The sequence below is a fragment of the Pseudomonas sp. NY8896 genome (assembly GCF_039634505.1).
On record NZ_CP132350.1, the window covers coordinates 2,872,027 to 2,889,850 of the forward strand.

A 17,824-nucleotide genomic window follows, 5' to 3' on the forward strand; every position below is an offset into this window, starting at 1 on the left:
TTATGGGTTTGGCGATATTTATCAATGGTCTGCCAGCAGTAATGATCGGCTCACTCCAATAACAATCAGCCCCGAGGTACCTTGCAATGCAACAGGCTACTGCACTTGAAGTTTCCATTGTTGGCGGTGGTATCGCAGGTGTCGCACTTGCGCTCGATCTTTGCCGCCATGCGCACTTGAACGTCCAACTGTTCGAATCGGCTGCGGCCTTCGGTGAAGTAGGCGCAGGCGTCTCTTTTGGTGCCAATGCGGTGCGTGCCATTGCCGGATTGGGCATTGCCGACCCCTATGCCAGGATCGCCGACAGCACGCCGGCACCTTGGCAAGATGTGTGGTTCGAATGGCGTGATGGGCGTGACGCGCAATACCTGGGCAGCAGTGTGGCAGAAGGGGTTGGGCAGTCGTCGGTACACCGGGCTGATTTTCTCGATGCGCTGGCCAGCCAGTTGCCGCCGGGCATCGCCCAGTTCGGCAAGCGTGCGCAGCAGGTCGAGCAGGTAGGGGAGCGTGTGCGGGTGTGCTTTACCGATGGCACGGAGCATCACTGCGACGTGTTGATTGGTGCCGACGGCATCAAGTCATCCATCCGTGACCACGTGCTCGACGGCCTGGGTGTTGCGCGGGTGGCGCCGCGTTTCAGTGGCACATGCGCCTACCGTGGGCTGATCGACAGCGCGCAGTTACGTGAAGCCTGTTGGGCGCGCGGCGTGGGTGAGCACTTGGTCGATGTGCCGCAGATGTACCTGGGGCTCGACGGCCATATCCTGACCTTCCCGGTCAAACAGGGGCGGTTGATCAATGTGGTGGCGTTCGTGTCGGACCGCAGCCAGCCGAATCCAGCCTGGCCAAGCGATGCGCCTTGGGTGCGTCAGGCAAGCCAGGCCGAAATGCTCAAAGCGTTCGAGGGCTGGGGTGATGCGGTGCAGGTACTGCTGGAGTGCATCGCCACACCTTCCCTGTGGGCACTGCATGATCTTGCTGAACTGCCGGGGTATACCCACGGTCGAGTGGGGCTGATTGGTGATGCTGCTCACGCCATGCTGCCGCATCAAGGCGCGGGGGCCGGCCAGGGGTTGGAGGATGCCTGGTTGCTGGCAGGGTTGCTGGCCGACCCGAATGTGCTCGGTAGCCCTGTGCAGGCAGTGCTCGAGGCGTATGACGCGGTACGGCGACCGCGTGCTTGCCGGGTGCAGCGCACCTCATGGGAAGCGGGTGAGCTGTATGAGTTCCGTGACCCCGCCGTGCTGGACGATCCGCAGTTGCTCGGCAAGGTGCTGGGCGAGCGGTTCGATTGGTTGTGGAACCATGATCTGCAGGATGACCTGAAACGCGCCCGTCAATTGTTGGGGTTGCAGGTGCAGGCTGCCTGAATGGCAGGGGGCCGTGGTGCCAGGCGTTACAACGCATTTCGCGCCTTGCCCCGGTATACCCGCAGCACATCCGCCATCACCGCCAGCGCAATCTCCGCTGGCGACTTGCTGCCCAGGTCCAGCCCGATAGGCATGTGCAGCCGTTCGATCTGTTCGTTCGTCAAGCCGCCAATCCGCTGCAACCGCTCGGCGCGGCGGGCTGATGTGGCTGCCGAGCCCATGGCGCCGATGTAGAACGCCGGCGTATGCACCGCCTCCATCAAGGCCAGGTCATCGATTTTCGGATCGTGAGTCAACGCCACCACGGCCGTAGCGGCATGGCAACCACCCGCCGCGATGAACAGCGAAGGCAGTACCCGGTGCATCTGTACGCCTTCTATCTCGACACTCGCCATCTCCTCGCGCGGGTCGCAGGCAATGACCTCGCAGCCCAGCGTGCGAGCGATATCGGCACAGGCCTCGGCGACCGGCGACAGCCCGGCCAGCACCAGCCGCAAAGCGGGGCCGATACCGATGTGCACGGCGCCGTCGTCCATGCGCACGGCAACGCTATTGTCACCATGCAGGCTGACACTACCCGCCGGCAGACAGACCTTGCGCGTCACCCGTTGCTGGCCCAGCAGCGCCCCGCGAAGGGCCTGCAGATGCTCCAGCCACGCGCCATCCGCCTGCCGCCGCTCTACCAGCACCACCAGCACGCCGCCGCAGGGCAGGCGCAAGCGCCGGCTCTGCTCGTGCCCGTCGCCATAGCGCATTACCTGTGCCGGCTGGGTGAATGCACCGTGCGCCAGGCTGGCGAGGAACTCCTCTTCCACGCAGCCGCCGGACAAAGAACCGACCCACTCATGCGCGCTGCGGCAGGCCAGCATCGCGCCGGGCGAGCGGGGGGCCGAGCCATAGGTGGACAGCACCGTGCACAGCCACACCGTATCGCCGGCACGGGCCCATTGCAGGGCTTTGTCGATCACCTGCAGGTCGAGATGCTGCATGTTCCGCTACCTCGCTCGTATCGTGTCAGCCCAGCCGAAAAAGCCGCGCAATGGCCCAACGTCTGTGGCAGTGTTGGGTATCTGGCCAGCCCCACAGGGACCGACATGCAAACTCGCAAAACCGGTGTTCGCGCCCAGCAGGCCGACCGCACCCGGGACAACATTCTCAAGGCTGCCGTGAAGGTCTTCAGCAAGGAAGGCTTCACCGGTGGGCGCATCGAGCAGATCTCCACGCTGGCCAAGTCCAACGACCGGATGATCTATTACTACTTCGGCAGCAAGGAAAAGCTGTTCATCAGCGTGCTGGAGCACATCTACGCCAGCTTCAACCAGGCCGAAGCCAAGCTGCGCCTGGACCTCGCCGACCCGGAACAAGCCCTGCGCGAGCTGGTGGCGTTCATTTGGGACTACTACGTGCGCCACCCCGAGTTCGTCACCATCCTTGCCACCGAAAACCTTCACCAGGGCCAGCACGCGCGCAAGTCGCAAAACCTCAGGGCGCTGTCCGGCGAGGCGGTCGGCGTGCTGCGGCCGATCATCGAGGCCGGCCAGGCCAAGGGCCTGTTCCGGGACGACATCGACATCACCCACGCCTACCTGATGATTGCCTCGCTGTGCTACTTCTATAACTCCAACCGCCATACTCTCAGCTCGTTCCTGGCCGTGGACCTGGCCGACAAGCAGGCCAAGGCCGACTGGCTTGCCTTTATCAGCGACCTTGCCTTGCGTGGCCTGCGCCGCTGAACCTCAGTGGCTGCCGGGGTTGGCGCGTATTTGCGCGGCCTTGGCCGCCAGCCCTTGCCAGGCGGGCTTGTCGGCGGCAAAACGCTGGCGCAGGTAGGCCGCCAGGTCGGCTACCTGACGGTCCGACAGGCTGTCCTTGAAGCCGGGCATGTAGCCCAGGTCGCGGGTTGCCGGGGTCGCAATGCCGTGCAGCACCACGCGCAGCAGGTTGTCCGGCAGGTCGCTGTGGACGTTGCTGTTGACCGCCATCGACGGGCTGACACCAAACAGTTTTGGCCCCAACCCATCGCTGTGGCAGGCCATGCATGCGCCTTTGAAAACCCGCTCGCCGTTGCTCAACGACACTTGCGTGTCCGCCTGAGGCGCGGCCTTGGCCACCTGTGCCTGTGGCTCGCCATCGAGTGAGCTGAGGTAATGGGCAATGGCCCGCACATCGCTTTTGGGCAGGGTGGCCAGTTCGCTGACCACCGGCCCCATGGGGCCGGCCGCCACGCCGTGCTTTTCCGAAAAGCCGGTGCTCAGGTAGCTGAACAGTTCATCTTCGCTCCACGGCGTCGCTGACTTGCCCAGGGCGTTCAGGGCCGGGGCTTCCCAGCCATCGACCATGCCGCCGGAGAGGTAGCTGCTGCCGGCTTTTTCGGCACCCATCAGGTTGCGCGGCGAGTGGCAGGCCGTGCAGTGCCCCAAGCCGTCGACCAGGTAGGCACCACGGTTCCACTGTTCGCTGCGTTGCGGGTCGGGCTGGTATTCACCGCGTTGCAGAAACAGCGCGTTCCAGCCGGCCATCAGTGGCCTCTGGTTGAACGGGAAGCGCATCTGGTTGGCCGGCGCTGCCTGGCGTACCGGCGTTTGCGACATCAGGTAGGCGTACAGCGCTTGCATGTCGGCGTCGTTGATGTTGCGAAACGAGGTGTAGGGAAAGGCCGGGTACAGGTGCCGGCCATCGCGGCTGATACCCTCGCGCATGGCCCGCTCGAAGGCGGCGAATGACCAGCGGCCGATGCCGGTTTCCGGGTCGGGGGTGATGTTGGTGCTGTACAGCGTACCGAAGGGCGTGTCCATTGCCAGCCCACCGGTATTCACCTTGCCGCCGCTGACCGTATGGCACACGGCGCAGTCGCCGGCCGCTGCCACCTGGCGCCCGCGTTCGAGCATCGCGGCGCTCCAGCTGCCGGCGCCAGGCGGGGTTACCGGGGCGATTTCGGCACGCCAGGGCAGGGCGGTGGCAAGCATGCCCAAGGCGGCACCGAACACCCCGGCGAGCGAGCCGAACCACCATTTGGAGCGTTTGGTCGTCGGCTGCGCTGGCGCGGGCACATCAGGCCCCTGGCCTTCACCGCCGAGGGCGGCACGCACCCGTTCGGCCGTGATCGGCAGTTCGCGAAAACGAATGCCGGTGGCGTCGAAAATGGCATTGGCGATGGCCGCCGCGCTGGGTACCGAGGCCGACTCGCCACTGCCCATTGGCGGCTCGTGCTGGCGGGGTAGCATCATCACGTCGATAGCTGGCAACTCGGGGAAGGTCAGGATCGGGTAGCCACCCCATTCCTTGCTTGCCACCGTCGACTCCTCGAAGCTGACCTGCTCCTTGAGCACCCGGCTGGTGGACTGGATGACGTTGCCGTGGATCTGGTGACGCACGCCCTCGGGGTTGACCATCATCCCGGCATCGTGACCGATCACTACACGGGTGACGGCGACTTCACCGGTGCGCCGGTCTACCGCGACATCCGCCACCCATGCCGCCCAGGCTGCGCCGAAGCCGGGGAACTTGCTGTGGATGTAGCGGGCATAGGCAAAACCTCTGCCGCGCAGTACGTCACCGTCGGCCTGCGCCTGCCTGGGCTGGGTATGCGGCTGCCATTGAGCACGTTCGGCGGTGGCCTTGACCAGGTCGATGGCGCGCGGATCGGACAAGTGCTTGAGGCGGTATTCGACCGGGTCGACGGCTGCGGCGAAGGCCAACTCGTCGATGTACGATTCGTGGGCGAAGCTGTTGGGCATGGCCGACACGCCGCGCATCCACGAAGCGCGCACCAGTGGCGTCATGTCGTTGATGGTGACGCGCATGTGTTCGTAGTCATAAGGCGGGATCGAGGTGCGGTCGCCCATTTCGAACAGTGCCGGCACCGGCTCCACGGCGCCGGTCAGCAACAGGGCCAGGGTAGGTGCGCCATTGGACGGGTAGCTGGTCTGGAAGTCGTAGGCGGCCACGCTGCCGTCGGCGTTAAGGCCGCCGTCGATCTCCATCAGTTGCGCGGTGCCCTTGGGCTCCCAAACGTGTTCCTGTTCACGGGTCAGCTGCACTCGCACTGGGCGCTGCACCGCACGCGACAGCAGCACCGCATCGGCACACACGTCATCTGCGCAATTGCGGCCATAGCAGCCGGCGGCCTCCATGCGGATGATCTCAATGCGCGCTTCGTCGCACGCCAGCAACCAGGCCAGGTCGGCGCGCAGCAGGTGCGGGTTTTGCGTGCCGGACCACACGCGGATCGGCCCCTCGGTGAAGTCGGCCAGCGCGCACGACGGGCCGATCGAGGCATGCAACTGGTAGGGCCACAGGTAGCTGCGGCTCAGGCGCTGGCTGGCGTTGGCGAGGCCACCGTCCACATCGCCCTGGTCCAGCACCGTGCGCTGCACGCGTGGGTTATCGCGGATGGCCTGGGCGATATCGCTTAGGTCAGGCAGCTTGCCTGTGAATGGCTTCCAGCTGATTTTCAGCTCATGGGCTGCACGGATCGCTTGCTCTTCGCGCTCGGCCACCACGCCGACGAAATCGCGGATGACCACCACGGCCACCACGCCAGGTATGTGGGCGATGGAGGACTCATCCACCGCCAGCAGGCTGTTGCCGACGAAGTCGCCGCTGTCGTGGCCGGCGTAGGGCGGGCGGATCACCCGGCCGTGAAGCATGCCGGGCAGCCGCATGTCGTGCACATAGGTCAGCTCGCCGGTGGCCTTGCCGGGGATATCTACCCGTGCCGCGCTGCGCCCGACCAGGCGGTAGTCCTCGATGGCTTTGAGCGGGGCATCGTCGGCAATAAACAATTGATGATTTTCACCCTGCACCAGTTCGGCAAAGCTCAGCGTGCCGCCGTTGCTGCCGATAACTACGCCGTCTTCAATGCGCAGCGCTTCGGGCGTGCAGCCAAACCGTTGCGCGGCCTGTTGCAGCAGATGGCGCCGCGCCGTCGCGGCGGCCTTGCGCAGGGGCACGGCGGAAATCTGCAGGGTGGCGCTGGCGATGGTCGCGCCCTGGTTCGGTGCCCGCTCGGTGTCGCCCAGCACCATGTGCACCTGGTCCATACGCAGGTCAAGCTCTTCGGCGACGATCTGCGCCAGCGAGGTGCGGATGCCGGTGCCCAGGTCGACGTGGCCGTTGAAGGCGTAGACCATGCCGTCGTCGCTGACGGCGATGAACAACGCCAGCTCGCGCTCCTTGACCACAGGTGTCACGCCCTTGGCCACGGGGCCCGAGGGCGGGGTGATGTGGTCGACGATCAGCAGTACGCCGGTCTTGGCCAGCAACTGGTCGCGGCTGGGCACCTGTTGAGAGTGGTTCATGCTTTTCTCCGGGTCTCGGCGGCGCGGCGCACGGCGCGCAGGATTTCGACGTGGGTACCGCAGCGGCACAGGTTGCCGGACAGCTCGTTGCGAATCTGTTCGTCGGTGGGGTCGGGAATGCGGTCGAGCAGGGCCTTGGCGGTCATGATCATGCCGTTCATGCAGTAGCCGCACTGGGCCGCCTGTTCGTCGATGAACGCCTGTTGCACGGGGTGTGGCGCAGCCTTGTTGCCCAGCCCTTCGAGGGTGGTGATGTCGCGGCCTGCAGCGCCGGCCAGGGGGATGACGCACGAGCGTGCGGCCACGCCGTCGATGATCACCGTGCACGCCCCGCATTCGCCCAGGCCGCAGCCGTACTTGGGGCCATTCAGGCACAGGTCGTTGCGCAGGATCAGCAGCAGCGGGGTGTCGGGCATGGCGCTGACGTCGACCGGCTGGCCGTTGATCCGCAGGGAGATGGTTGTTTGCATTGTTGGCTCATCTCTGGAGGTTGCTTGCGCTACCAAAGGACTCAAATGGTGCGTGAGTTTCGGTAAGTACTCACTACATGAAATGAGTGAGCAAGAAGCAGGCCAGGGATGAATTCAGAGGGAGGGTGCAGCCTTGTTTCGGGGTGCAGGGAGGCCTGTGCAAGCGGCCTTGTGTCGCGAAAGGCCGCTTGCACAATCGGTCAGCCCGCGCTGTCGTCGCTGTCGATCATCTTGCGCAGCAGGTACAAAATGGCCACGCGCTCACCGGCATTGAGGCTGCCCATGCTCAGTTCGCTGATCTGCCGGGCGCAGGGGATCATTGCATCGAGCAATGCCGCACCGCTGGCGGTGAGTTCGACGATGACCTTGCGCCGGTCGCCCGGGTCGGGCGAAAGCTGCACCAGTTCGCGTGCCTTGAGGCGCTCGACGATGCCGCGGATGGTGGCCTGGTCCACAGCGGTGGCTTTGATCAACTCGGCCTGGGAGCTGGGGCCGTGGTCGCGCAGGGCGCACAGGGTGACGAACTGAATCGAGGTAAGCTGCGGGTCGCAGGCCTGCTGCTGGAAAATCGCCGTGTGCCGCTGATAGGCCTTGCGCAGCAGGTGGCCGACCTGTTCAGTGACGTCGTAGGGGGTGGTGTCGAGCGGGGCGCTGCTGGGTGTGGTTTTGTTCGGCATAGGATGGCTTGGGCTGGTGGAAAGGTGCTGGCCGGCCGCCAATGGCGGAGCGCCCGGCCAGTATAACCCCTATCGCGCGCGCGACTCCTCTGGTGCGACTACATCGCCCGCCAACACCACGGCCTTGTCATCCAGGTAGATGTCGCAGTTGCGCAGTGGGATGTCCAGGTGGCACGGGGTCTTGCGTTTGCCGCCGACCTCGGTGTTGGGGCCGGTGGAGAACAGGAAGTTGCCGTAGAACGCACGGGCATCCATGCACATGCCGTCGTTGCGGTCGTGCAGGCCCATGGCTGTCCACTGCGCGCGCGGCTGCAGGCCCCAGCCGATGTGCGAGATGCCGTACACCTCGGGGTCATTGAAGTACTTCATGTAGTCGCGCAGGTACTCGGCCTCGAAACCGCCATGGATGCCGGTGATGAAGCCTTTTTCGATCTCCAGGGTAATGCGCTCGCGGCAGTAGTTCTTGAACGGCAGGATGATGTCGCCCACGTCCAGCACCAGCGTGCCCTCGGCGCTGTCCTCGTTCGGCCAGGTGAACAAAAAGCCGCTGGGCCAGTGGTCCCAGCGCCCCGGCTCGTCGGCATAACCGTACTCGGTCACGGCCGGGTACTGGCCAAGCGGGGCGTGGAAATCGCTGCCGGCCTTGGACCGTACATGCAGGCTGCGCGCCTGTTTCAGCAGGGTTTCGGCGGCCAGTACCCGACGTTTGTCGTCTTCGCTCGGCAGCATGCGCGCCAGCACTTCTGGCGGCTCCACGGCCAGCAGGATGCGCGTGCCGGTCTTGAGGATCTGCTCCTGCTCAGGCGAGTGCAGCAGCATCATGGTGTCGACCACCAGGTCAGCTGCCTCCAGCGCCCGCTGCGCCGCCAGGTTGCCGGTGAGCGCGGTGTCGCCGCAGTAGGCGGTCATGTCGTTGCCCATGGCGGTCGGGTGGTTGAACGCCGGCAGCTCTACCGCATACACCTTGGCCTTCAGGCGCTGCGCGGCCTCCATTGCGGCGTTGACCGTGCGTGGGTCGGAGTAGTGGCTCTTGAGCACGGCCACGCTTTGCGTCTCGTCCACGCGGGACAGCTTCAGTACGTGCTCGAACATCTGGGTCAGTTGTGCATTGCTCACCGGCATCGGGGTTCTCCTGGTGGCGTTGACGGGGATGCACCGGGGCGGTGCCTGGCGCTTCATCTCGGTGCAAAGTAATAGTGTGTACACCCTACTTTTGCAGATGAAAGCGCATCCCGCCGGCAAGCGTAAGTGCTCTCTAAAACGTTACCTATCCACACATTGGCTCAACGTTTGCGGTAACAATCTGCCATTTATCGTTTCGGTCAGGTGTTTGAAAAATATTTTCAAGAACCTCTTTCCAAAAATCATTTACAGCGTATACGCTCTAAATCGTCAGGCGGTCGAACCGCTGGCCACACATCAGAACAAGAGGAGAGATACCCATGCGGGGTAGGCAGAAAATCGCAATCGTCGGTGCAGGTCTGGGTGGGGCAGCCGCCGCCACGTTGCTGCAGCAGGCCGGGTTCGATGTCGAGGTGTTCGAGCAGGCGCCAGAGTTCACCCGCCTGGGGGCGGGCATTCATATCGGCCCTAACGTGATGAAGATCTTCCGCCGCATGGGGCTGGAGCAGAAACTGGAACTGATGGGCTCGCACCCGGACTTCTGGTTCAGCCGCGATGGCCACAGCGGCGATTATCTGTCGCGCATCCCGTTGGGCGAGTTTGCTCGCCGCGAGTACGGCGCCGCCTACATCACCATCCACCGTGGCGACTTGCACGCGTTGCAGATCGAGGCGATCAAGCCGGGCACCGTGCACTTTGGCAAGCGCCTGGAAAAGATCGTCGACGAAGGCGACCTGGTCCGCCTGGACTTCGCCGACGGCACCCACACCGTGGCCGACATCGTCATCGGTGCCGACGGCATCCACTCGAAGATCCGTGAAGAGCTGCTGGGTGCCGAAGCGCCGAACTACAGCGGCTGGGTGGCGCACCGCGCGCTGATCCGCGGGGTGAACCTGGCGCAGCATGCCGATGTGTTCGAGCCTTGCGTCAAATGGTGGTCCGAGGACCGCCACATGATGGTCTACTACACCACCGGCAAGCGCGACGAGTACTACTTCGTCACTGGTGTGCCGCACGAAGCCTGGGACTTCCAGGGCGCGTTCGTCGACAGCAGCCAGGAAGAAATGCGCGCCGCCTTCGAAGGCTACCACCCCACCGTACAGAAACTGATCGACGCCACCGAATCGATCACCAAGTGGCCGCTGCGCAACCGCAACCCGTTGCCTTTATGGAGCCGTGGGCGCCTGGTGCTGCTGGGCGACGCCTGCCACCCGATGAAGCCGCACATGGCCCAGGGCGCGTGCATGGCCATCGAGGACGCGGCCATGTTGACCCGCTGCCTGCAGGAGACGGGGCTGTCCGACCACCGCACCGCGTTCGCGTTGTACGAGGCCAACCGCAAGGAACGGGCATCGCAGGTGCAGTCGGTTTCGAACGCCAACACCTGGCTCTACACCCAGGAAGACCCGGCTTGGGTCTATGGCTACGACCTGTACGGGCAGCAGCTGAAAAGCGGGGAGGCGGCATGAGCACCTTCGTCGCCGGCGGCAACGTCAGCGCCAATGGCATCCGCCAGCATTACCTGCGCTATGGCGGCAAGGGCCATGCGCTGATCCTGGTGCCGGGCATTACCAGCCCGGCGATCACCTGGGGCTTCGTCGCCGAGCGCCTTGGGCAGCACTTCGACACCTATGTGCTGGATGTGCGTGGGCGCGGCTTGTCTTCAAGCGGCCCGGAACTGGATTACGGCACCGACGCTTGTGCCGCCGACATCCCGGCCTTTGCCGCAGCGCTGGGCCTGGACAGCTACCACCTGGTCGGGCACTCGATGGGCGCGCGCTTCGCCATTCGCGCGGCAGCCCGAGGCGCACCGGGGCTGCAGCGGCTGGTACTGGTCGACCCACCGGTGTCCGGGCCGGGCCGCCGCGCCTACCCGAGCAAGCTGCCGTGGTATGTCGATTCGATCCGCCAGGCCACGGTTGGCATGAGCGGCGATGACATGCGTGCCTTCTGCGCTACCTGGAGCGACGAGCAACTGGCGCTGCGTGCCGAATGGCTGCACACCTGCTACGAGCCGGCGATCGTGCGCGCCTTCGACGATTTCCATGAGGTGGACATCCACCAGGACCTGCCCACCGTGCGCCAGCCGGCGCTGCTGATGGTGGCCGGGCGCGGCGGGGTGATCGAGCCACGCGACATTGCCGAAATCCGCGAGCTCAAGCCGGATACCCAGGTTGTAACGGTAGACAACGCTGGCCACATGATCCCTTGGGATGACCTTGAAGGTTTTTTTGCCGCCTTTGGCGATTTCCTCGACCAACCCCTTGTCTGACGGAGCACGAGACATGACCAAGCTATACCGCATCGGCCAGATCGTGCCGAGCTCCAACACCACCATGGAAACCGAAATCCCGGCGATGCTCCACGCGCGCCAGGCGATCCGCCCCGAACGCTTCACCTTCCATTCCAGCCGCATGCGCATGAAGCAGGTGAAGAAGGAGGAGCTGGCCGCCATGGACGCCGAGTCCGACCGCTGCGCCGTCGAGCTGTCCGACGCCAAGGTCGATGTGCTGGGCTACGCCTGCCTGGTGGCGATCATGGCCATGGGCCTGGGCTATCACCGCCAATCGGAAAAGCGCCTGCAGCAGGCCACTGCCGATAACGACGCACTGGCACCGGTCATCACCAGTGCCGGGGCGTTGGTCGAAGCCTTGCATGTCATGAAGGCCAAGCGCATCGCCATCGTCGCACCGTACATGAAGCCGCTGACCGAGCTGGTGGTGAACTACATCCGCGAGGAAGGCTTCGAGGTGCAGGACTGGCGCGCGCTGGAAATCCCCGACAACCTCGCCGTGGCCCGCCACGACCCGGCCAACCTGCCGGGCATCGTCGCCGGCATGGACCTTGAGGGCGTCGATGTGGTGGTGTTGTCGGCCTGCGTGCAGATGCAATCGCTGCCGGCGGTGGCCAAGGTCGAGGCGCAAACCGGCAAGCCGGTGGTCACTGCCGCCATCGCCACCACTTACGCCATGCTCAAGGCGCTCGACCTGGAACCGGTCGTGCCGGGTGCCGGTGCCCTGCTGTCGGGTGCCTACTGAAATCGGAGACGGACATGAGCGACGCACAAAGCGCCCGTGACAACTACCAAGGGGTGTGGGGCCAACGCATTGGTTTTGGCCGCAAGCCGGCCCTGTTGATGATCGACTTCATGCAGGGCTATACCACCCCTGGCGCACCGCTGTACGCGCCGGGCGTGGTTGCGGCGGTCGAGCAGGCCGCCGGCCTGCTGGCGCTGGCCCGCGACTGCGGCACTTTGGTGGTGCACACCAACATTCGCTACCAGCCGCCGCATTTCGCTGACGGCGGCGTGTGGGTGCGCAAGGCACCGGTGATGAAGGACATGGTCGAAGGCAACCCGTTGGCCGCCTTCTGCCAGGCCGTCGCGCCACAGGCAGGGGAGGTGGTGCTGAGCAAGCAGTACGCCAGTGCCTTCTTTGCCACCAGCCTGGCCCCGCTGCTGCATGCGCAAGGGGTGGATACCGTGGTGCTGGCGGGCTGCTCGACCAGTGGCTGTATCCGCGCCAGTGCGGTGGATGCCATGCAGCACGGGTTTCGAACCATCGTGGTGCGCGAGTGTGTCGGCGACCGCCACAACGACCCGCACGAAGCCAACCTGTTCGACATCGACAGCAAGTACGGCGATGTCGTCACCCGGCAGGATGCCATGCAGCAACTCAGGCAACTGGCCGGCTGAACGCCGGGCAGCCCTGAGCCAATAACAATCAAGGAACGGTGCGGGAAGCCCGTCCATGACCGCCTGCTGTCCGGGCGGTCGCCCCGCAGGAGCACTCGGGGTATTCAGGCGTTGCCCAGGCACGCCGCGTATAGTGCGCGGGGTGCCCGGCGCGTCGAAAACTGCTGGCCTTAAAACAACCACAAAGTCGCCCGCCAGGAGACAGGAAATGCCAATTGCGAATGCAACCACGGTCCACAGTGACATCGACCATGGCACGAAAGCGCTGTACAGCAAGATCACCTGGAGGCTCATCCCCTTCCTGTGCTTCTGCTACCTCGCAGCTTATCTGGACCGCATCAACGTCGGCTTCGCCAAGCTGCAGATGCTCGAAGACTTGCAGTTCAGCACAGCGGCCTATGGCCTGGGTGCCGGGCTGTTCTTCGTCGGCTACATCATCTTCGAGGTGCCGAGCAACCTGATCCTGCAGCGCGTTGGCGCCAAGCTGTGGATCGCCCGCATCATGATCACCTGGGGCCTGCTGTCGGCGTGCACCATGTTCGTCACCAGCACCACCCAGTTCTATATCCTGCGTTTCCTGCTGGGTGCGGCCGAGGCCGGCTTCCTGCCCGGCGTGCTGTTCTACCTGACCATGTGGTACCCCACCTACCGGCGCGGGCGCATCATTGCCTTGTTCATGATCGGGCTGCCCTTGTCGAGCGTGATCGGCGGGCCGATTTCTGGCTGGATCATGGGGCATTTCGACCAGGTTCACGGTTTGCACGGCTGGCAGTGGCTGTTCCTGCTGGAGGCGATCCCCAGCGTTTTGCTTGGCATCCTCACGTTCTGGGCATTGCCTAACCATTTCCAGCAGGCCAAGTGGCTGTCGGTTGACGACAAGGCACAATTGGCGGCGGACCTGGCGGCTGATGATGCTGAGGGCAAGGACAGCAAGCACAGCTTCCGCGATGGCTTCTTCAACCTGAAGGTGTGGATGCTCGGGGGTATCGACTTTTCGATCCTGCTCAGTGCCTATGCCATGGGCTTCTGGATGCCGACCTTCATCCGTGATGCGGGCGTCAGCGACACTTTCCATATCGGCCTGCTCACAGCCATTCCGAGCCTGGCTGCACTGGCCGGCATGCTGATGATCGGGGCCAGCTCCGACCGCCATCGCGAACGCCGCTGGCACATCATCGTGCCGTTCATCATCGGTGCAATCGCCATGGCCAGCAGCACCATGTTCAGCCACAACCTGGTGATGACCGTGGTGTTGTTCGCCATTGCCTCGGCAGCGATCATTGGCGCGGTGCCGGTGTTCTTCAGCCTGCCGGCGACCTTCCTCAAAGGCACTGCTGCCGCCACTGGCTTTGCCCTGGCCTGCTCGGTGGCCAACATCGCCGGCCTGGTGAGCAACTCACTGATGGGCGTGGTCACCGACCTCACCGGTACCTCGCACGCTGCCCTGTGGGTGTTTGCCGGCTGCCTGATCCTCAGCTGCTTCCTGGTCATCGCCTTGCCGGCGAAGCTGGTCAACCGCTAGCGGCCCAGCGCTTCACGCAACGGCAGGGCAGGCGGGCCGGGTGCCCGCCTGCCCGCCCTCTCTCGATGCAACCCGCACGTCGGTGGCCTTATCAGGCCACCGCGCCGGGTTGCTGTTGCCCGAATCCAGGAGTAGCCCCATGCAAGGTTTCACTGCACCGCGTTTTTCTTCGTCTGCGCGTCTTGCCGGCGGTTGTATTGCCGCAGCGTTGTGTGCCGAGGCTTCGGCAGAAGAGGCCGGTTTCATCGAAGGTGCCCGCGCCACACTGCAAGCGCGCAATTACTTTTTCAGCCGCGATTATGCCGATATCAAGGGCGCGAGCACCCAGTCGCGTACTCAGGAATGGGCACAGGGCTTTATCCTCAATGCCAGCTCCGGTTACACCCAGGGCACCGTTGGCGTCGGTGTGGATGTTACTGGCCTGCTTGGCTTCAAGCTCGACAGCAGCCCGGCGCATGCCAAGTCCGGTTTGCTGCCCAGCCTGGACAGCGGCAAGTCGGCGGACGAATACAGCCGTTTGGGGGCGGCGATCAAGTTCAAGGTGTCGCAGACCGAGCTGAAGGTGGGCGAGTTGATGCCCAACCTGCCTGTGCTGTTGTTCAGCGACTTGCGCCTGCTGCCGCCGACCTATCAGGGCGCGATGCTGGAATCGCGCGAGATAGCGGGGTTGACCCTGAATGCTGGCCAGTTCCGCTCCACCAGCCTGCGCGACTCGTCCAACAGCCAGAAGATGTACGCACTGGTCAACGACCCGATCAACCCGGCGCGGTTGGCGCGTTTTACCAGCGACCGCTTCAACTACGTGGGCGCCGACTATGCCTTCAACGACAACCGCACCAGCGTGGGGGTGTGGCAGGCGCAGTTGGAGGATATCTACCAGCAGCGCTTCTACAGCTTCAAGCACGCCGAGCCGCTGGGGGACTGGACGCTTGGGGTCAATGCCGGCTATTTCGATGCCCGCGAGGACGGGCGCAAGATTGCCGGCGATTACGACAACCATGCGTTGTTCAGCCTGTTCTCGGCCAAGACCGGTGGGCATACCTTTTACCTGGGTTACCAGCAGATCGGCGGCGATGATGGTTTCATCCAGGTGGGTGCCAACACCAACCCGATGGGCAATACGCTGCCGACCTATGAGTTCTCGGCGCCGGGTGAACGCTCGTGGCAGGTGAGGCATGACTACAATTTTGTCGCTTTAGGCGTTCCGGGCCTGACGTCGACCCTGCGCTATGTGAAGGGGCGGGACGTGGACACCGGGCTGGGCTTCGAGGGGCGTGACCGCGAGCGCGATCTGGACCTGGCCTATGTGGTGCAAAGCGGGCCGCTGGCTGGGCTGGGGATACGCGTGCGCAATGTGATGGCGCGCTCCAATTACCGCACCGATATCGATGAGAACCGCTTGATCCTCAGTTACACGGTCAAGCTGTTCTGAAGTCGATTGCCAGTGCAGCGCGGCCTTTCGCGACACAAGGCCGCGCTGCGCGTCTGCGGCATGCTTTGCAGGAGCGGTGACGATCACTGCAAGGTTACGGGCTTCAATGAAGCCGGTAACTGTGAAACCGCAGCCTCCAGCCGCTCGATCGGCCCAGCGAGCAGGTCTGCTTCCTTGTCCTTGCCCTCACTTCTCAGGCGATCGCGCTCACCACGCAGGTTAAGCAAGTTTTTCTGTAGCTTCAGGGCCGAGGCGTTGAACGGGTCCATGCTTTTCTCATGCTGTAGGCGTCCGTGCCGTTGTAGGAAAAATGGACCGTAGCAGCTCGAATTTGCTGAAGAAACTGATGTTTCATACAGGCAAATTCCGCTGCTACATTACTTCCTACACTGCCAGGTAAAAGATCCTACAGCCTGCGTTTCAACTCATGTCTTCATAATCAGGCTCAACGTCCAGTGTTTGCTGGGCTCAATCGCCTTTCGACGGATAGATCGTTCAACCTGGCCAAGCCCAGAGTCTGTCGTGCCTTTGAAACCTTACGTAGCAATTGCCGTCCGCAGGCTACATGTGGTCCGCATCGACCACCGCCTTGGCAAACGCCTGTGGTGCTTCCTGCGGCAGGTTGTGGCCGATGCCACCGCTTATCAGCCGATATTCGTACTTGCCGGTAAAGCGCTGCGCATACGCTTCGGCCGGTGGGTGCGGGGCGCCGTTGGCGTCGCCTTCCAAGGTAATGGTCGGTACCGTGATGCTGGGGAAGGTGGCCAGCTTGGCTTCCAGCGGGTCATAGCGTGTTTCGCCCAGGGCCAGCCCCAGCCGCCAACGATAGTTGTGCACGGTAATCGCCACGTGGTCGGGGTTGTCCAGGGCCTTGGCGCTGCGCTCGAAGGTGGCATCGTCGAAGGCCCAGCTGGGCGAGGCGGTTTGCCAGATCAGTTTGGCGAACGCATGCCGATTCTGTTCATAGCCAGCCTGGCCGCGTGGGGTCGCGAAGTAGTACTGGTACCACCACTGCAGCTCGGCGCTGGGTGGCAGCGGGGCTTTGGCGGCCTCCTGGCTGCTGATCAGGTAGCCACTGACTGACACCAGGGCTTTGACCCGCTCGGGCCACAGCGCCGCGACGATATCGGCGGTGCGTGCACCCCAGTCGAAGCCGGCGAGTACAGCGCGCCGGACATGCAGCGCATCCATGAACGCAATGACATCGCTGGCCAGCGCCGTGGGCTGGGCATTGCGTGGCGTTTGCGCGGACAGGAAGCGGGTCTGGCCGTAGCCGCGCACGTAGGGCACCAACACTCGGTACCCTTTTGCCGCCAGGTCAGGTGCAACTTGCTCAAAGCTGTGAATGTCATAGGGCCAGCCATGCAGCAGGATCACTACCGGGCCATCGGCTGGACCTTGCTCCACGTAGGACACGTCGAGCACGCCAGCGTTTATGTGTTTCAGCGGGCCGAAGTTGTCTGCCACCACTGCTGCCTCGGGCTGCGCGGGTGCAGCGGTGGCGAGGTTCACGGCCATCAGCCCAAGCGGCAACAGGGCGCAGGCAAGCAGGGTATGGCGGGAACGGCGTGGCGGGGTGGTGGTCGAGTGATGGGCGGGCATCGGGCGTCTCCTTGGCAAAGCCAGCGGTGCGAGGTGATGGGGCCAGTAAAGATGACGCCTGTATCGCCGATATGTCCGAGTAGCCTGCAGGAAACGTTCTTGTGTATCAGGTCTCAATTTGTACACATAACGATACAAGTACCGTGCAGCGGCGGGATGTTCCGCCTCTGCTACGATCGATGGTTTTCCGGCCAAGGAGAGGCCCATGCATTACGTAGTCATCGAACCCCACCGCAGCGAGTACCCCCAGCCTATTCGCTTTGCCAAGGGCACCTTGCTGGACATCGGCCCGCGCTACGAAGGCGAGCCAGGCTGGCAGGACTGGTACCTGTGCACCTGCGCAGGCCAAGCGCCAGGCTGGGTGCCGGCGCAGCTGATCGAGCGGCTCAGCGTGTGCCAGGGTAGGGCGCTGGACCATTATTCAGCGCACGAGCTGGATGTCGACCCAGGGCAACGGGTGCAGATGGTGCGTCCGCTCAATGGCTGGGTCTGGTGCCGACGCCAGGGTAATGGCGAGTTGGGCTGGCTGCCTGCAGAAAAGCTTCAGAGGGTTTCCATCTGATCTGCTTTTTTTCCACAAACCTGAATCTGTAACCGTATCAGCCCAGGCCCGACAATATGCCCATCCCCGCATC

General features: G+C 63.8%; 16 protein-coding genes. 9 read left to right on the forward strand and 7 right to left on the reverse strand.

Features of this window, described 5'->3' with window-relative positions; all coding sequences use genetic code 11:
• The first annotated feature begins 86 nt into the window (after positions 1–86).
• Entirely contained in the window at positions 87–1,370 is a 1,284-nt protein-coding gene (gene salA / locus Q9451_RS12905; protein ID WP_012273192.1) for a salicylate 1-monooxygenase, read from the forward strand.
• A 26-nt stretch (positions 1,371–1,396) separates the two neighbouring features.
• Here salA and Q9451_RS12910 read toward each other — a convergent pair whose 3' ends face one another.
• Positions 1,397–2,359, reverse strand: a complete 963-nt coding sequence (locus tag Q9451_RS12910) for an XdhC family protein (RefSeq protein WP_012273191.1) — start codon at positions 2,357–2,359, stop codon at positions 1,397–1,399.
• A gap of 105 nt (positions 2,360–2,464) precedes the next feature.
• Between Q9451_RS12910 and Q9451_RS12915 the strand changes: the two genes are divergently transcribed.
• Entirely contained in the window at positions 2,465–3,103 is a 639-nt protein-coding gene (locus Q9451_RS12915) for a TetR family transcriptional regulator (RefSeq protein ID WP_012273190.1), read from the forward strand.
• Positions 3,104–3,106: 3 nt separating this feature from the next.
• Here the strand turns inward: Q9451_RS12915 and Q9451_RS12920 are convergent, their stop codons facing one another.
• The 4 genes from Q9451_RS12920 to Q9451_RS12935 form a co-directional block, all read right to left on the reverse strand.
• A complete protein-coding gene (locus Q9451_RS12920; protein WP_345960940.1) occupies positions 3,107–6,670 on the reverse strand; it encodes a molybdopterin cofactor-binding domain-containing protein in 3,564 nt (1,187 codons plus the stop codon).
• Positions 6,667–7,140, reverse strand: coding sequence for a (2Fe-2S)-binding protein (locus Q9451_RS12925; RefSeq protein ID WP_012273188.1), 474 nt, complete (start codon positions 7,138–7,140; stop codon positions 6,667–6,669). The genes Q9451_RS12920 and Q9451_RS12925 overlap by 4 nt, the downstream gene beginning before the upstream one ends.
• 200 nt (positions 7,141–7,340) lie before the next feature.
• Positions 7,341–7,817, reverse strand: a complete 477-nt coding sequence (locus tag Q9451_RS12930) for a MarR family winged helix-turn-helix transcriptional regulator (protein WP_012273187.1) — start codon at positions 7,815–7,817, stop codon at positions 7,341–7,343.
• 69 nt (positions 7,818–7,886) lie between these two features.
• On the reverse strand, positions 7,887–8,939 hold the full coding sequence (locus Q9451_RS12935) for a 2,5-dihydroxypyridine 5,6-dioxygenase (RefSeq protein WP_012273186.1): 1,053 nt from the start codon (positions 8,937–8,939) through the stop codon (positions 7,887–7,889).
• 320 nt (positions 8,940–9,259) lie between these two features.
• Here Q9451_RS12935 and nicC point away from each other — a divergent pair, with 320 nt between their 5' ends.
• From nicC to Q9451_RS12965, 6 genes are all read left to right on the forward strand, one after another.
• The gene (gene nicC, locus Q9451_RS12940) at positions 9,260–10,408 is read left to right on the forward strand and encodes a 6-hydroxynicotinate 3-monooxygenase (RefSeq protein WP_012273185.1); all 1,149 of its coding nucleotides are present in this window, start codon (positions 9,260–9,262) and stop codon (positions 10,406–10,408) included.
• Complete coding sequence (gene nicD / locus Q9451_RS12945) at positions 10,405–11,211, forward strand: N-formylmaleamate deformylase (protein ID WP_012273184.1); 807 nt, start codon at positions 10,405–10,407, stop codon at positions 11,209–11,211. Before nicC ends, nicD begins: the two co-directional genes overlap by 4 nt.
• 13 nt (positions 11,212–11,224) lie before the next feature.
• Positions 11,225–11,977, forward strand: coding sequence for an Asp/Glu racemase (locus Q9451_RS12950; protein WP_012273183.1), 753 nt, complete (start codon positions 11,225–11,227; stop codon positions 11,975–11,977).
• A 14-nt stretch (positions 11,978–11,991) separates the two neighbouring features.
• A complete protein-coding gene (locus Q9451_RS12955; RefSeq protein ID WP_012273182.1) occupies positions 11,992–12,633 on the forward strand; it encodes an N-carbamoylsarcosine amidohydrolase in 642 nt (213 codons plus the stop codon).
• A gap of 208 nt (positions 12,634–12,841) precedes the next feature.
• Positions 12,842–14,155, forward strand: coding sequence for an MFS transporter (locus tag Q9451_RS12960; protein ID WP_012273181.1), 1,314 nt, complete (start codon positions 12,842–12,844; stop codon positions 14,153–14,155).
• A 139-nt stretch (positions 14,156–14,294) separates the two neighbouring features.
• Positions 14,295–15,587, forward strand: coding sequence for an OprD family porin (locus tag Q9451_RS12965; protein WP_012273180.1), 1,293 nt, complete (start codon positions 14,295–14,297; stop codon positions 15,585–15,587).
• 83 nt (positions 15,588–15,670) lie between these two features.
• Here Q9451_RS12965 and Q9451_RS12970 read toward each other — a convergent pair whose 3' ends face one another.
• Together Q9451_RS12970 and Q9451_RS12975 are read right to left on the reverse strand one after the other, a co-directional pair.
• Positions 15,671–15,856, reverse strand: a complete 186-nt coding sequence (locus Q9451_RS12970) for a hypothetical protein (protein ID WP_012273179.1) — start codon at positions 15,854–15,856, stop codon at positions 15,671–15,673.
• Positions 15,857–16,148: 292 nt separating this feature from the next.
• Positions 16,149–17,189, reverse strand: coding sequence for an alpha/beta hydrolase (locus Q9451_RS12975; protein WP_012273178.1), 1,041 nt, complete (start codon positions 17,187–17,189; stop codon positions 16,149–16,151).
• Between the two features lie 205 nt (positions 17,190–17,394).
• On the opposite strand from Q9451_RS12975, the gene Q9451_RS12980 reads away from it, so the two are divergent.
• On the forward strand, positions 17,395–17,751 hold the full coding sequence (locus tag Q9451_RS12980; protein ID WP_012273177.1) for an SH3 domain-containing protein: 357 nt from the start codon (positions 17,395–17,397) through the stop codon (positions 17,749–17,751).
• Positions 17,752–17,824: the final 73 nt, after the last annotated feature.

Excerpts from the sequence above, each read along its gene's own strand:
- salA (WP_012273192.1), top strand. The coding sequence starts at position 87 with ATGCAACAGGCTACTGCACTTGAAGTTTCCATTGTTGGCGGTGGTATC.
- Q9451_RS12910 (WP_012273191.1), bottom strand. The coding sequence starts at position 2,359 with ATGCAGCATCTCGACCTGCAGGTGATCGACAAAGCCCTGCAATGGGCC.
- Q9451_RS12915 (WP_012273190.1), top strand. The coding sequence starts at position 2,465 with ATGCAAACTCGCAAAACCGGTGTTCGCGCCCAGCAGGCCGACCGCACC.
- Q9451_RS12920 (WP_345960940.1), bottom strand. The coding sequence starts at position 6,670 with ATGAACCACTCTCAACAGGTGCCCAGCCGCGACCAGTTGCTGGCCAAG.
- Q9451_RS12925 (WP_012273188.1), bottom strand. The coding sequence starts at position 7,140 with ATGCAAACAACCATCTCCCTGCGGATCAACGGCCAGCCGGTCGACGTC.
- Q9451_RS12930 (WP_012273187.1), bottom strand. The coding sequence starts at position 7,817 with ATGCCGAACAAAACCACACCCAGCAGCGCCCCGCTCGACACCACCCCC.
- Q9451_RS12935 (WP_012273186.1), bottom strand. The coding sequence starts at position 8,939 with ATGCCGGTGAGCAATGCACAACTGACCCAGATGTTCGAGCACGTACTG.
- nicC (WP_012273185.1), top strand. The coding sequence starts at position 9,260 with ATGCGGGGTAGGCAGAAAATCGCAATCGTCGGTGCAGGTCTGGGTGGG.
- nicD (WP_012273184.1), top strand. The coding sequence starts at position 10,405 with ATGAGCACCTTCGTCGCCGGCGGCAACGTCAGCGCCAATGGCATCCGC.
- Q9451_RS12950 (WP_012273183.1), top strand. The coding sequence starts at position 11,225 with ATGACCAAGCTATACCGCATCGGCCAGATCGTGCCGAGCTCCAACACC.
- Q9451_RS12955 (WP_012273182.1), top strand. The coding sequence starts at position 11,992 with ATGAGCGACGCACAAAGCGCCCGTGACAACTACCAAGGGGTGTGGGGC.
- Q9451_RS12960 (WP_012273181.1), top strand. The coding sequence starts at position 12,842 with ATGCCAATTGCGAATGCAACCACGGTCCACAGTGACATCGACCATGGC.
- Q9451_RS12965 (WP_012273180.1), top strand. The coding sequence starts at position 14,295 with ATGCAAGGTTTCACTGCACCGCGTTTTTCTTCGTCTGCGCGTCTTGCC.
- Q9451_RS12970 (WP_012273179.1), bottom strand. The coding sequence starts at position 15,856 with ATGGACCCGTTCAACGCCTCGGCCCTGAAGCTACAGAAAAACTTGCTT.
- Q9451_RS12975 (WP_012273178.1), bottom strand. The coding sequence starts at position 17,189 with ATGCCCGCCCATCACTCGACCACCACCCCGCCACGCCGTTCCCGCCAT.
- Q9451_RS12980 (WP_012273177.1), top strand. The coding sequence starts at position 17,395 with ATGCATTACGTAGTCATCGAACCCCACCGCAGCGAGTACCCCCAGCCT.